Origin of the sequence: Stenotrophomonas sp., assembly GCF_032061965.1 — a bacterium.
GTDB lineage: Bacteria > Pseudomonadota > Gammaproteobacteria > Xanthomonadales > Xanthomonadaceae > Stenotrophomonas.
The window spans coordinates 32269-46092 of record NZ_DAMBEF010000003.1 but is presented as its reverse complement, the minus strand read 5'-3'; the positions used below and the strand labels follow the sequence as shown (position 1 = coordinate 46092).

The window sequence follows — 13824 nt, the reverse complement described above, 5'->3', positions numbered from 1 at the left end:
AATCACAGAATTGCGATTACGTGGCTGGGATTTCTCCATTTTTTTACGCCCGTAAGTCCTGAGCAGCGTCTTCCACCCGCCCTGAGTTCGTGCAATAACAGCGTTCATAGTGGTGGGCACAGTAGGTCCACCGCCATGGCGCCAGCCGATGTCCAAGCGCCATGTCCAAGGGCATCGGAGGTTTTTGGTTTGTCGATCAGCGCAGCTCCAGTTCCACAACAGACCGAGCGTCTACGCAGCCTCCATTCCCGTCTGCACCTGTTGATCCTTGCAGCCCTGCTGCCATTGCTGGTCATCGGCGCGATCACTGTCTGGACCGCCGCCCGCGACTACCGGCAGAACTCCGAACAACGCCTGCAGGAAACCGCCATCGCCCTCGCTCGCGGCGTGGATCAGGGGGTGGAAGACAACATCAACCAGCTGCGTCTGCTGTCGGTGCTGGCGCCGGAGGCGCAGGCATCGGCACCGCAGCTGCAGCGCTGGGTTGCCGACAACCCCGATATCACCCTGATTGCCGACGATTCCGCGCAGGCATTGGCATTGCCACCGACCCTGCTGCGGGAAGCACGTCGCACCGGCAAGGTACAGGTATCAAACCTGTTTTCGCGCGCTGACACCGCCACTCCCGAAGTCGCCATTGCCCTTCCCTTCCAGGACAGCGATGGGCGCTCGCATGTGCTGGCAATGGTCCAACCCTCCAATCGCCTGATCAATACCGTGCTGCGCTCCGGCAGCGACCAGAGCCTGTTGGTGGCAGTGGTCGACGGGAACGGCGTGATCGCTGCCCGCTCGCGCTCGCCGGAGCGTTACATCGGCAAGCCGGTTCCGGATTGGGACGCGCTACAGCGTGCAGGCGGACGCTCGGGCCTGTTCAATGCCAGCACCAAGGAAGGGCAGAAGGTCATCTTCGCCTTCAACCTGTTGCAGGCCGCGCCCGGCTGGGCGCTGGTGGTGGGGGAGCCGCAGCAGAGCTTCCAGGCGCGTTGGCAACGGCCTTTGCTGGGGATCATCCTTGGCGGCGTGCTGGCCGCGGTGATCGCCTTGTTCTCCGCCAATGCGGTCGCCCGCGGCATCCTGCTGCCGATCCGGGCCCTGGCCCAGCGCGGGCGCAGCGTGGTCGCCAACGACGTCCCTTCGGCCGAAATGCCCGCATCCACCATCCGCGAGGTCCGCAGCCTGCAGGACAGCCTCAACGACACCGTCAACGCGCTCAAGAAAAGCGCGGACGAGGCGCGCGACCTGGCCCGCAGCCTGAAGACCAGCGAACAACGCTATCGCGCCGTGGCCGAGGCCGGCGCCCTGGTGCTCTGGGAATCCGACCGCAATGGCACCGTGCGTTCGGCCACCGGCTGGCGCGAGCTGACCGGCCAACCCGACGAGGCCGCTTTGGGCAAGGGCTGGTTGCGACGGGTCAGCGAAGACGACCTGCCGCAGATCGAGATCGCACTTGAACAGAGCTTCACCCATGGTGCGCCCTTGGATGTGGAGTTCAGGGTGTTGGACCTGTACGGCAAGTGGCGCTGGTTGCGCGCCCGCGGGGCACCGGTAGGCAGGGACAACAGCCATTGGGCAGGCGTGCTGGAGGACGTCGATGCGCGCCGGCAGGCACAGGCACACATCACCTATCTCGCCCAGCACGACCCGCTGACCACGCTGCCCAATCGCAGCCTGCTGTTCGACAAGCTGGGCCATGCACTGGCCGCAGCCCACCGGGGCCATGCCAGCGCCCTGTTGCTGCTCGACCTGGACCGTTTCAAGGAAGTCAACGACACGCTGGGCCATCCCATCGGTGACCGTCTGTTGCAGGAAGTGGCGCACCGGATACTGGGCAGCGTGCGTGAGAACGATGTGGTATCTCGCCTGGGTGGCGACGAGTTCGCGGTGCTGATGGCGCCGGAAGCGCGTGCACCGGAAGCCGCCTCTTCGCTGGCAACGCGCCTGGTGGACGTGCTGGGGCGACCTTTCGAGCTGGATGGCCACCAACTGGTCATCGGTACCAGCATCGGCATCGTATTGATCGATGCCCAGGCCGATGCCGCGGACAAATTGATGCGCAATGCGGACCTGGCGCTGTACCGCGCGAAAGAGGAAGGCCGCGGCTGCTATCGCTTCTTCGAGACCGAAATGGACACCCGCATGCAACGCCGGCGCAAACTGGAAACGGAGCTGCGTACCGGCTTGCAGGAGCAGCAGTTCGAGCTGCACTACCAACCGCTGGTGGATCTGCTGCAACGTCGCGTCACCGGCTTCGAAGCCTTGCTGCGCTGGAACCACCCACAGCGCGGGCTGCTGGACCCCAGCCAATTCCTGGCCCTGGCCGAGGACATCGGGCTGATGGTGCCGCTGGGCAACTGGGTGTTGCGCCAGGCCAGCCGCGATGCGGTGGGCTGGTCCGAAGACATGAAGGTGGCAGTCAATCTGTCCGTCTCGCAGTTGGCCCAACCGGACCTGGCCCAGACCGTGGAGCAGGCCCTGGCCGCTGCCGGCCTGGCGCCGTCGCGACTGGAGCTGGAGATCACCGAGAACGCACTGATCGCCAACATCCAGGCCGCCTCGGCACACCTGCTGCGACTGAAGATGGCCGGGGTCTCGATCGTGATGGACGATTTCGGCACCGGCTACTCCTCGCTCGGCTACCTGCGTGCGTTCCCGTTCGACAAGGTCAAGATCGACAAGTCGTTCATCCGCGACCTGGGCGAACAAAGCCAGGGCAGCGCGATCATTGGTGCGGTGTCACACCTGTGCGCCAAGTTGGGCATCACCGCCACCATCGAAGGTGTCGAAACCCACGCGCAACTGGCCCAGCTCAAGGAAGAACACTGCGCCGAAGGTCAGGGCTATGTCTTTGGCCGGCCCATGCCCTTGTCACGCGTGGAGGCGTTCCTGCACGACTGGCCGGCGCGCTGGAACATGGGCAAGTAGCCACCGCTTGGACGGTGCACGAGGCTGGCGGCGACACGACCGCCGGCCTGGTCCGTGGGTCGCTCAGTTGACCCCTCGGATCGCCAGGGTCAAGGCCAGCACGCTCAGGATCACCGCGATGGTGCCGTCCAGGATCCGCCAGGTGGACGGCTTGGTGAACAACGGTGCCAACAGGCGGGCACCCAGGCCCTGTACCGTCAGCCAAACGCCACTGGCAGTGACCACGCCGGCCGCAAATGCCATGCGCGAGTCACCGAAATTGTCGGCAATGGAGCCGATCACCATCATGTCCAGCCAGAAATGCGGATTGATGATCGAAAAGCCCGCCGCCGCCATCAGCGCTGCCCGCAACGACTGGGTGCCGCTGTCATCCAGCTTCATGCCACCGCCACCGGCAACCGCACGCCGCGCCGACTGCAACGCATACCAGGTCAGGAATGCCACGCCACCCCACAGCAGCACCGTGGTCAGCCACGGCAGCTGGTCAGTCAGGCGACGCAGGCCAGTCACACTGGCAAGGATGAAGGTGGCATCGATCGCAAAGCAGGTGGCGATGATCGGGATCACGTGCTGGCGCAGGATGCCCTGGCGCAGGATGAACGCACTCTGCGCGCCGACGATGGCGAACAGACCGATACCGATGCCGGCACCACTGAGCCAGGCACTGCCGGCAGCTTGGGCGGAAATAAGCGAAAACATGGGGCAGAAACCTTGTTACCTGGGGGGAGGACGCAGCGGGTGGACCCACCGGTACGTCCGGACGCGGCAATTGTCGCAATGCAGCATCAAAAAGTAGAGCTAAACTTCGTTAACCATCTTTAGTAGAACTTAATATGCGCATCGACCATGCCCAGCTGCGGGCCCTGGCCGCGGTCATCCGCGAAGGCAGCTTCGAGCGCGCCGCGCTTTCCCTCAACGTCACCTCCTCTGCGGTCTCGCAGCGGATCAAGGCACTGGAGGACAGGGTCGGCAAACTGTTGATCAAGCGCACCATCCCCACCGAGGCGACCCCGGAGGGCCAAGTGCTGGTACAGCTGGCCGAGCAGACCGCCCTGCTGGAACGCGATGCCTTCGAACGCATCGGCATCTCCGACGCCGAACTGCCACGCGCCAGCATCGCCGTCGCGGTCAACCACGACAGCATGGAAACCTGGTTTCCCGAGGCCGTGCAGCGCTTTTCGCAAAGCACCTCCACCACCCTGGACCTGCATACCGAAGACCAGGACCATACCGTTGCCCTGCTGCGGCAAGGAGCGGTGCTGGGTGCAGTAACCACCCTGTCCGAGCCTGTCCAGGGCTGCCAGATCCATGCACTGGGCAGCATCCGCTACGCCGCCACCTGCACCCCCGAGTTCCATGCCCGCCATTTCGCCAAGGGCGTTACGGCCCAGGCACTGGCGCAGGCACCGGTGCTGGTGTTCAACCGCAAGGACGACATGCAGGCCCGCTACGCGCGACGTTTGGCCGGCGTCGAGCAGCCGCATAACGCGCCCACCTGGTGGATCCCCTCCACCCGCGCCTTTGTCCATGCCAACCTCGGCGGGTTGGGATGGACCATGAATCCGCTGCCGCTGGTGCGGCGGCATCTGGAAAGCGGCCGACTTGTCTACGTCAAGGCGCGCGCGTGGGAAGACGTGCCCTTGTACTGGCAGCACTGGAAGGGCGAGGTAAAGACGATGGCATTGTTGACCCGCGCCATCCTGCAGGCATCAACCTCACTGGTGCGCAAGCGCCGCTAGCCGGCCGGCGCTTGCTGCAGTGCAAGTTTCCCTAAAGGACACTGACGGCCACGCAGGCCCGGGCGGATGCTGGTGCAATTCCAACGTAACCTGCCAGGAGCCGCCAGATGTCGATCCTTCGGTCTGTCCCTGTTGTTTCTTCGTGGCTGTTTGCCGCGCTGGCCGCACCGCTGGCCAGCGCCATGCTGTTGATGATGCCCGGCAAAGCCCAGGCCTTGGACTGCGGCAGCAACAACGGCTACACCTGCAGCGGCACCGCAAACCAGTACGCGGGCGGCTTCAGCCCGGGCGTTGGCCAGGGTGGCTTTGGTGGCGGCAGCTGCACGGCCACCAGGACGCCGGTGGTGTTCATCCCCGGCAACGGCGACAGCGCCATCAGCTTCGACATGCCCGCCGGTGCGGTCAGCGGTTACACCACGCCGCCGCGATCGATGTATGCCGAGCTCAAGACCGCCGGTTACAACGATTGCGAGCTGTTCGGCATCACCTACCTCTCTGCCAGTGAGCGCGCTGCGCCGCAGTACAACTACCACTCGCCGGCTACCTACCAAGTGCTCAAGACCTTCATCGACAAGGTCAAGGCTTACACCGGCAAAAGCCAGGTGGACATCGTGACCCACTCACTGGGCTCCACCATGGCCCTGGCAATGATCAAGTACAGCGGCAACCAGGCCAGCATCCGCCGCTTCATCAACATCGGCGGAGGCCTGCGTGGGCTGCAGACCTGCCGCAGTACCGGCTACCAGTCCGCGTTGGCGCCGACCTGCAATGCCGAGGCCTATGTCTATCCGTATACCTATTACACCTTCGGCCTTTATCCCAGCACCGGCATCACCTACTACGGCTACAACCGCTGGACCGGCAGTGGCAGCGGCAGCCTGCGCACGTTTCCGGCCAGCTACAGCGGTATCCGCTTCTACACCATCACCGCCGGTTCGCGCGACCAGGTGCATTGCTTCACCACCAGCTACAGCGCGGGCTGTGCCGACGGCGCACTGTTCAACAGCGCCACCAATGTCTATGCCCAGGTGGATGTCGGTGCAGGCAGCAGCGCCTATAGCTTCGATTGGGACTGGAGCGATGGCAGCCCCTACAACTACGGCGGCGGCGATACCAGCAATGGCGTAGGCCACTTCCGTTCCAAGAACAACGCTGGCTTGATCGTGCGCAACATGCTCACCAGCGACTGCAGCACGAATTGTGCGTCAGGCTACAGCGGCGTGTACGGCCCGGCGACAAATCGCTGAAGATGCGCAGTTCAATCGAAGTACAACGATAGCCCTATCCCGCCCTGCCAGTCAGTGGTGTCTGCATCCAGTCCGCGCAACAGCGAGGCATCAAGCTGCAGGCGCGGGGTCGCCATCCAGGTAACACCGGCACCGGCCGCACGCATGTACTGCGCGCCGGTGCCGTAACCACCCTCGACGTAGGCCGACACCTGTTGGGCCAACGGAAAACTGAAGCTGGGGGAGAACAACCAGCCGGTGCCGCTATCGCCCCATTGCCGGTCGGCGTAGAGCGCCAAGGCGCGTTCTTCGCCCAGATCCAGGCCCCAGCTGACGCCGACGTCATGATCGCGACCGTTGTCGCCCAGCGGTGATTTGCCCCATGGCAGCGTCGTACCGACTTTGAAAGCAACGGAGATGCGGTCATCGGCCAGTACCGGCGCCCACTTCAGCGCGATGCTGCCATCGCCGCCACCGTCATCGCGCTCACCTGCGCCGTTGCCGCGTATCCGTAACCGACTCCAACTATCGGCGCCAAGCTGCACCTCCGTGGTCTCTCCCAGCCCCAAGCGCAGGAGCGTCGTGGCTGTCCATTGCCGGGTGCTGACACCGCCACTGCGATCCTGGCTGCCATCGGGCAAGCCCTGCTCCCAGGCGAAAACGCCCCGCCCCACGGTACTGGTGGAAAAGCCGATGCCGGGACGGTCGTATTCCGGCGCATCTTCGGCATGAGCGAAGACGGGAAGGCACGCAAGCAGGACAACCAATGACGTTTTCATGCCGCCATGCTCACCAGCCGCGCGCCGACACCGCGTGAAAGTGCATCGGGTGACGCGCCCCGCACAACTGCCGGGCGCGCACTGCATCTATTGCAGAAGCCGTAGCTCAGTGCTGCGTCAGGGCATAGTCCAACGCCCCCCGCACCGCGGCAACCTGCGCATCATTGCACTGCTGCGGAGTCGCCTTGGGACTGTCCGGATAGACTTCGGTGGTGGTTGTATAGCGCGCCCCACTGATGCTGGCGCACAGGCCCAGCGCCTTCAGCGGGTACTCGATGACCGCCTCGGCAACCACCGGCGAACCGATGATCTGGCCCTGCGCATCGGCCGGCGCCAGATGGGTCACCTTGGCGACCTCGGCGTTGACCGCCTGCTGGAACTGCGGCTGCTGGTTCTCGGTGTCATCCACCAGATAGAAGCCGTCCGGGATCTCCCCCGGCTCGAAGGGCTTGCCGTCGCGCGCGGCCAACGCCGGGCGGAACTCGCTTTCGTCGGTATCGGTGGTCTCGTGCAGGTCGATATGCATCAGCACCCGGCCCTTGTACGGGGCGACCAGCGCCATCAACGCTGCCGACTCCTGTGCCGGGCTGTTTGGCACGAACGAGCGGTTCGGGTCCAATGCCTGCGCGTTCCAGCGCTGCACGCGTTCATAACCCCAAGGGCTGACACAGGGCGCCACCAGCAGGTTGCAGCGACCGGCATAGTCGGCCGCATGCTGATCAATGAACTGCAGTGCCCCCTGCACGCCGCTTGTTTCATAACCGTGCACGCCGCCGGTCACCAACATCACCGGCAATGCCTCGTCCCAGCGACGGCTGCGCACCGCGAACAGCGGGTAACGACCGGATGGATAGTCCAGCTCACCGTACTGGGAAACATCAAAGCGCTCCCGCAGCGTATCCACCTTGACCACCACCTCATCGTGGTAGCTGCGCTGGACGCGTTGGCGTGCGAGCCACTGTGCCCGCTCGGCGGCTCCCCACGGTTGGCCAGGCGTGCCTACAGGGTAGAAAGCGGTCGTAGCGTTCATGCGCGGATCTCATGCGAGTGAATAGTGGCGGGCACTCTACACCCTGGGCGCAGCTGCGGCCTGGGTGTGCAGCACATGAACACTTGCCAACTCCCGAATCGCCACTTTCATCCCCGATTTGCATGGCCGCGCGCAGGCTGGACTCCCAACAACGGCGTAAAGCACGCCGGCACTGCAAGGAGTCCCCCATGCGAACTTTCCATCCCCTGCTTGCTTCCAGCGTCACCGCGTTGGGCCTGCTCGTCGCCAGTGGCGCACATGCACAGACCTATGGCCCGAATGACGAAGGCCGCCGGTTCAACGATGGCAGCCGCGTGGTCTGCCACAAGCAAGAAGTTGCCAACAATGCCCGTGACAACAACCGCATTGCAGGCACGGCGACCGGTGCGGTGATTGGCGGCTTGCTGGGCAACCAGATTGGTGGCGGCAACGGTCGCAAGCTGGCCACGGCGGGCGGCGCAGTCGCCGGTGGACTGGTCGGCCGCAACGTCCAGGGGCGCAACCAGGAACGTAATGGTCAGCGCGTGGTTGAAACGCACTGCGAGCGTGTCTACCGCTGAGCCCGCCTCTCTGCCTGGACGACAAAGGCCCCTTTCGGGGCCTTTGTTTTCAATACGGATGACAACTCAGCGCTGCTGCCCGAGCATCCGGCTGATGTCCTCGTCCTTCTGCAGCCACAAGCCATTCATCCATTGCTGGAACTGGGCGCGGAAGTTGCGGTCTTCCTGGTAATTGCGGCCAATGAATTCAGTGGGGATGGGCAGCTTGCGCACCAGCACTTTCACTTCCGGCAAGCGGTTGGCCATCAGGTCCATCATCGACGGAATGCCCTTGGGATAGACGATGGTCACATCCAGCAAGGCATGCAGGCCCTTGCCCATGGCATCGAGCACGAAGGCCACGCCGCCGGACTTGGGCTTGAGCAGGTGCTTGAACGGGGAGGATTGCCCTTCATGCTTGGCACGGGTGAAACGCGTGCCCTCGACGAAGTTCATCACCGCCACCGGAATGCTGGCAAATTTCTCGCAGGCCTTGCGCGTCACTTCCATATCGCGCCGCCCCAGCTCGGGGTTCTTGGCAATCTGCTTGCGGGTGTAGCGCCCCATGAAGGGAAAATCCAGCGCCCACCACGCCAAGCCCAATACCGGCACCCAGAACAGGGAACGCTTCAGGAAGAAGCGCAGCAGCGGAATGCGACGGTTGAAAACCTTCTGCAACACCAGGATGTCCACCCAGCTTTGGTGGTTGGCCAGGACCAGATAGTGGCCGTCCCGCTCCAGGTCGCTCACCCCGGTCACATCGAAGCGGGTGGAGGTAAACATGCCGATCATCGCGCTGTTGACGCCGATCCAGCTTTCGGCCAGCCCCGTCAACAAGGGATTGCAGGCGCGGCGCACCGCGGCAAAGGGCAGGATCGCCTTGAACAAGGCAACCGCGAACAGCGGCAGACAATGTGCCAGCGTGTTGATGGCAATCAACAGCAGAATCGGAGCAACACGCAACCAAACCATGGCGATACCGGGGGCGACCCGTGGACCCAAAGAAGCACAGGGTAACAAAACCGGCCCGCCCTAGCCTGTTCTTGACCGTGCAAAGACCGGCAACGTCGCGCAAAAGCCCATCAACGTCACAACTGCCGGCTACCTGATCAAACGGCCGCCCGTACCGGCGCCTCTGTTCTGATCCGCGCCGCCGACCCCACCGGCCCGAATACCGCCCCCGGCAATCACGCCCCGTGGCTTCGGCCGATAGCCGCTGCCGATCAGCGCACGCTGGTCTGTACCACTTCCACACGAACGCCGGCCCCGGCCAATGCCTCGTTGGCGGCGCTCAGCTTCAGCCGCATGTCATTGCGGAAGCACTGATCAATGGCGTGCTCGATATCCGGCTCGCGTGCCATAAGACGGCGCAACGCATGCCGCTCCAGCGCCAGATATCGAGTGGGCTGGACCGCGGTAATGGCGGCGGTGGCCGGCATGTCGGTCAACACGCTCAACTCCGCGGACAGGGCACCAGGCCCGCACCACCCAACCACATTTCCGTTCACGCTGACGGCCACCTCACCGCTGGCGATAAACAGCATATGGCTGGCCTGCTCACCCTGCGGGATCAACACCTCGTCCGCCACCGCCTCGCACCATCGGCCGATGGCCAGCACCCGGCGCGCCTGCGCTGGCTCCACCAGTGGTAGCACCGCCTCACGGAACCGACGCTCTTCCGGTGAAAAATGGGTATTACGGTTGCGATAGGCCTGCAAGGACAACTGCCCCACATTGACCGCTACGAACAGCACCTCCCACGTGGCGCTGACGTAGTCGGAAATCATCACCGAGTAGGTGATGCTGAGCAGGCCCGATGCGACGGCCAATGCACGCAGCCACATCATCCGTGTCATCAACATCGACAGGATCAGCAGCAGGTAACTGGCATGGCCCACCATCGCATAGGTGGACAGGGCCGACTGCGAGAACGTGGTGAGGTCCATGCACGGAGCATGAAACAAGCCCTCGCCGCCCGCAATCATCCTGTGCGCGGCGGGGCTTGGCCGCCGTTGCCGTGGTTGAACAGCCGGCGGTCAGCGCTTGGGCAGCACGCTTACTTCCAGGCCATCTCGCCCTTGGCGACCTTGGCGCTGAGTTCCAGCGAGGACTCGCCCTCCAGTGTCGGATAGCGCTGCTTCATCGCGGCAATCAGCGCCGCCGAATCCTTGGCCTTCGCCGCTTCCTCATCGAAGGCGCGGATGTAGTCTGCAGTGAAGTCGACCGCAGCAAGATCCTGCGGCGCGCCCTCCGCGTAATGACCCGGGATAACACGTGTCGGCGCCAGGTCCTTGATCGCCTGCAAGGCCGTCAACCAATCCCGGTGTGACTGTGGCGTCTGCGTATCGGCCATGAATACGTGCGAGCCCGCGTCCACCAGCACCCCACCCATCACGGTCTTGATCGACGGCACCCACAGCGCGCTACGCTCCGGGCTGGCACCGGCCAGGCCAATGACCTTCAGATCCTGCCCTTCCAGCTGCAGTGTGTCACCCTGCAGCGGCGACGGCACCACTATTTGCCTGGGCGCGTTGGCACCGAGCTGCGGCCCCCATACCTTCAGCTTGTCGTCCTTGCTGGCCTGGATATGGGCGATGGTCTGCGGTGTCGCCACTATCCGCGCATCGGGAAAGGCGGCGTGCAGCGTCTCAAGCCCGAAGTAGAAATCCGGATCGCCGTGACTGATGTAGATCGTGGTCAGCTTCTTGCCGGACGCCTTGATCATATCGACCAGTTTCGCAGCATCTGCCGTGGAGAACTGCGCATCCACCAGCACCGCCTCGGTAGCACCGGTCAGCAACTCGGAGGACACCGCGAAGATGCCGTTTGCACCCGGATTGAACACCTGAACCTGCAGGGGTTGCTGGACACTTTCAGGTGCCGTCGGCGTCACCGCGGCAGCTGGCCCCGTGGCAGTACCGGACTGGCCCTGCTCCTGCTTCCCGCAGGCAGACAAGAGCCCCATCACCGCCACCGCGCCAACCGCAGTGGCAATCATCCATTTCTTCCCGGCCATCATCATTCTCCGTTTAGCCCGCATCAGGCACACATCGTTTCGAACAGATACCGCAGCCACATGCCCAAGGCGCGATCACCACGGCAAGGTGCAGATGCTGACCATGCGCTTGTTAGTGGCGTGTAAAGCCGTCGACCACGGCCTTGTCAGCATCAAGCATCCATCTGATCCGGGCAGGCCTCAAGAAACAGCTGCGGATTCGCCAACGCCACCGTACCCAACATTGGCGATCTGCCGAAACCCGCTGATCACCATCCGGACCTGCCCAAGCAGCCTGGCCAATGCCCAGTCCTGTCCTCGCGGCACAGGACTGCAGCAAGGTCGCAGCCAACTCATATCACCTGCCGATGCCTGTGCCGCATGTCATCATGCGCCCCTTCTTTCCAAACCAAACCCGCCTGCGATGACCTCGGACCCATCCGATCTGGAACACATCCACAACCGCGCCTATGCCGCTGTTGACGACGGCAAGCTCAACCAGGCAGGTGAAGATTTCGAGTTGCTGCTGCAGCATCACCCGGAAAATCCGTTCTACCACTACATGGGCGGCCTGGTCGCCAAGTACCAGATGGATTGGACGCGATCATTGCAGTACAACCTGCAGGCCATCGAACTGTCCGAAGCATTCAGCCAGGCCCAGCATTGGAATGCGGCGATCGCCGCCACCGGCTTGGGGCAATGGACCACCGTGCGTGAATTGTGGGCTGCCTGCGATATCGCGGTGCCGGCTGGCGAGGGTGCCATCGAGGCAAACTTCGGCATCGCCGTAGTGCGGCTGAACCCCTGGGGCAATGGTGAAACCGTATTCGTGCGCCGTGTCGACCCGGTACGCGCGCGTATCCTCAATGTTCCGTTACCCGAAAGCGGCCATCGTTTCGGTGACATCGTGCTGCACGATGGGGCGGCCACAGGCACGCGTTTCGACGGCGAGCGCGACGTGCATGTATTCAATGAGCTGGAACGGCTGGCGCCTTCGGAATTCCAGACCTTCATCGTGTTCGTGCACGCGCAGAGCAAGGACGATATGACGGCACTGCTGGGCATCAATACGCCAGGGCTGGGTTACGCCGAGGACTGGACACACAGCATTCGCCACTATTGCCTGCGCTGCAGCTACAACGCGCCGCATAGCCACGCCGACAACGACGACACCCAGTGGCAGCCCGAGCGCAACCTTGGTATCGCCGCACAGAGCCGGCTATCCGTCGAGAAACTGCTCAAGGACTGGGCCGAAGGCCAGCCTGGACGCCGTGTCGAGGGCATCGAAACCGGCGAGCACCCGCTGCCCCCGCGCGAGGATGGACACGCCTGGTGGCTTGCACCGGACGCAGATGATGATGAAGCGGGCGACGAGGAAGAATAGCCCTGCCCCGGAGACGTGACGGCGTGCCGCCACGTCCCTTGTCCCTCAGCCCAGAACAGGCTGCAGCAAGCGGAAGGTACCGGCATCGGCATCCATCTCTGCCATGCCGCCAACCGGAACGATGAACTGCTCCTTGATATGGCCGATCATCGCACCGCGGTAGGCGGGGATCTTCAGCGGCAGGATGTAGTCGTCGAATATCTGGTCCAGGGTCAATGAACCGTAGCCATCACCCGGCAAGCAATCACTGCACTCGCCGAAGATGAAACCGGCGATCTTGTCCAGCGCGCCCATCAGCTTCAAGGTGCTGAACATGCGATCGATGCGGTAAGGCGCCTCGGATACATCTTCCAGGAACAGGATCTTGCCGGTGAAATCCGGCAGGTAAGGCGAACCCGCCAACGCCGTGAGCACGGTCAGATTGCCGCCCATCAATTCGCCCTGCGCCTTGCCGCCGCGCAGGGTCAGCGTGCGATTCTCGCGCGGTACCAGTTCGCCATCGGGATCACTGCGATTCTGGTACTGCATCAGCTCGCGCTTGAAGAACAGCCGATCAAACTGATCGACGTTGAAGCGATTCCAGCTGCCTGCGCCAATCTGGCCGTGGAAGGTAACCAGCCCGGTCTTGGCCTGGATGGCGCAATGCAGGGCGGTAATATCCGAGTAGCCCAGCAGGACCTTGGGATTGGCGCGGATACGATCGTAATCGAGCAGTGGCAACAACCGCGCCGCACCGGAACCACCCCGTACACAGATGATGGCCTTGACCTGCTTGTCGCCGAACATGGCGTTCAAGTCACCGGCACGTTCGGCATCGGTGCCGGCCAGGTGGCCATAACGCGCAGCGTAATGCGCACCGGTTTTGACCACGAAGCCAAGCGCCTCCATGGCCTCCTGCGCCAGTTGCAGACTGAGCCGCTCGCTGCTGGCCGAGGAGGGGCTCACCAGCCCCACCGTATCGCCCTTGCTGAGCCCTGCAGCAAGCAGTTGCTTGTGGGTGGCAGCGATCGCGCCCTGCACGCCGATCAGAGGCAATGCAGCCGCCACTGCAGCCCCACCGATGAAACGCCGTCTATCCATGTTGTTGCCTGTTGCCGGGATGTTGGCCCAAGAGTAACAGCGGCCGACGGTAGCGCCGAGCCGTGCTCGGCTGGGGCTTTACCGGGAACGCCTCTGCCGAGCATGGCTCGGCACTACAGGTGAAGCGCTG

Annotated in this window: 12 protein-coding genes; 5 read left to right on the top strand and 7 right to left on the bottom strand. The window is 63.6% G+C overall.

Going from position 1 to position 13824, the window contains the following annotated elements; translation table 11 throughout:
* The first annotated feature begins 189 nt into the window (after positions 1 to 189).
* On the top strand, positions 190 to 2922 hold the full coding sequence (locus tag RT460_RS02370; RefSeq protein ID WP_313316929.1) for an EAL domain-containing protein: 2733 nt from the start codon (positions 190 to 192) through the stop codon (positions 2920 to 2922).
* Between the two features lie 63 nt (positions 2923 to 2985).
* Here the strand turns inward: RT460_RS02370 and RT460_RS02365 are convergent, their stop codons facing one another.
* Positions 2986 to 3621 carry a LysE family transporter gene (locus RT460_RS02365; protein ID WP_313316928.1) on the bottom strand — a complete coding sequence of 212 codons (636 nt, stop codon included), beginning with the start codon at positions 3619 to 3621 and terminating at the stop codon, positions 2986 to 2988.
* Positions 3622 to 3755: 134 nt separating this feature from the next.
* Between RT460_RS02365 and RT460_RS02360 the strand changes: the two genes are divergently transcribed.
* Both RT460_RS02360 and RT460_RS02355 read left to right on the top strand, forming a co-directional pair.
* Entirely contained in the window at positions 3756 to 4661 is a 906-nt protein-coding gene (locus RT460_RS02360) for a LysR family transcriptional regulator ArgP (protein WP_313316927.1), read from the top strand.
* 107 nt (positions 4662 to 4768) lie between these two features.
* Positions 4769 to 5908: a hypothetical protein gene (locus tag RT460_RS02355; RefSeq protein ID WP_313316926.1), complete on the top strand. Its 1140-nt coding sequence runs from the start codon at positions 4769 to 4771 to the stop codon at positions 5906 to 5908.
* A gap of 11 nt (positions 5909 to 5919) precedes the next feature.
* Here RT460_RS02355 and RT460_RS02350 read toward each other — a convergent pair whose 3' ends face one another.
* Both RT460_RS02350 and RT460_RS02345 read right to left on the bottom strand, forming a co-directional pair.
* On the bottom strand, positions 5920 to 6666 hold the full coding sequence (locus tag RT460_RS02350; protein ID WP_313316924.1) for a transporter: 747 nt from the start codon (positions 6664 to 6666) through the stop codon (positions 5920 to 5922).
* Between the two features lie 106 nt (positions 6667 to 6772).
* Positions 6773 to 7696: a M14 family metallocarboxypeptidase gene (locus tag RT460_RS02345; RefSeq protein WP_313316923.1), complete on the bottom strand. Its 924-nt coding sequence runs from the start codon at positions 7694 to 7696 to the stop codon at positions 6773 to 6775.
* Between the two features lie 188 nt (positions 7697 to 7884).
* Here RT460_RS02345 and RT460_RS02340 point away from each other — a divergent pair, with 188 nt between their 5' ends.
* Positions 7885 to 8256 carry a glycine zipper 2TM domain-containing protein gene (locus RT460_RS02340; RefSeq protein ID WP_313316921.1) on the top strand — a complete coding sequence of 124 codons (372 nt, stop codon included), beginning with the start codon at positions 7885 to 7887 and terminating at the stop codon, positions 8254 to 8256.
* Between the two features lie 66 nt (positions 8257 to 8322).
* Here RT460_RS02340 and RT460_RS02335 read toward each other — a convergent pair whose 3' ends face one another.
* The 3 genes from RT460_RS02335 to RT460_RS02325 form a co-directional block, all read right to left on the bottom strand.
* Positions 8323 to 9207, bottom strand: a complete 885-nt coding sequence (locus tag RT460_RS02335) for an acyltransferase (protein WP_313316920.1) — start codon at positions 9205 to 9207, stop codon at positions 8323 to 8325.
* 251 nt (positions 9208 to 9458) lie between these two features.
* Complete coding sequence (locus RT460_RS02330; RefSeq protein WP_313316919.1) at positions 9459 to 10181, bottom strand: cyclic nucleotide-binding domain-containing protein; 723 nt, start codon at positions 10179 to 10181, stop codon at positions 9459 to 9461.
* Between the two features lie 110 nt (positions 10182 to 10291).
* On the bottom strand, positions 10292 to 11251 hold the full coding sequence (locus RT460_RS02325) for an MBL fold metallo-hydrolase (RefSeq protein ID WP_313316918.1): 960 nt from the start codon (positions 11249 to 11251) through the stop codon (positions 10292 to 10294).
* A 403-nt stretch (positions 11252 to 11654) separates the two neighbouring features.
* Here RT460_RS02325 and RT460_RS02320 point away from each other — a divergent pair, with 403 nt between their 5' ends.
* Complete coding sequence (locus RT460_RS02320; protein WP_313316917.1) at positions 11655 to 12614, top strand: hypothetical protein; 960 nt, start codon at positions 11655 to 11657, stop codon at positions 12612 to 12614.
* Positions 12615 to 12659: 45 nt separating this feature from the next.
* Here the strand turns inward: RT460_RS02320 and RT460_RS02315 are convergent, their stop codons facing one another.
* Positions 12660 to 13694 (bottom strand): LD-carboxypeptidase, encoded by a 1035-nt coding sequence (locus RT460_RS02315; protein WP_313316916.1) that lies wholly within the window; start codon positions 13692 to 13694, stop codon positions 12660 to 12662.
* Positions 13695 to 13824 lie beyond the last annotated feature (130 nt).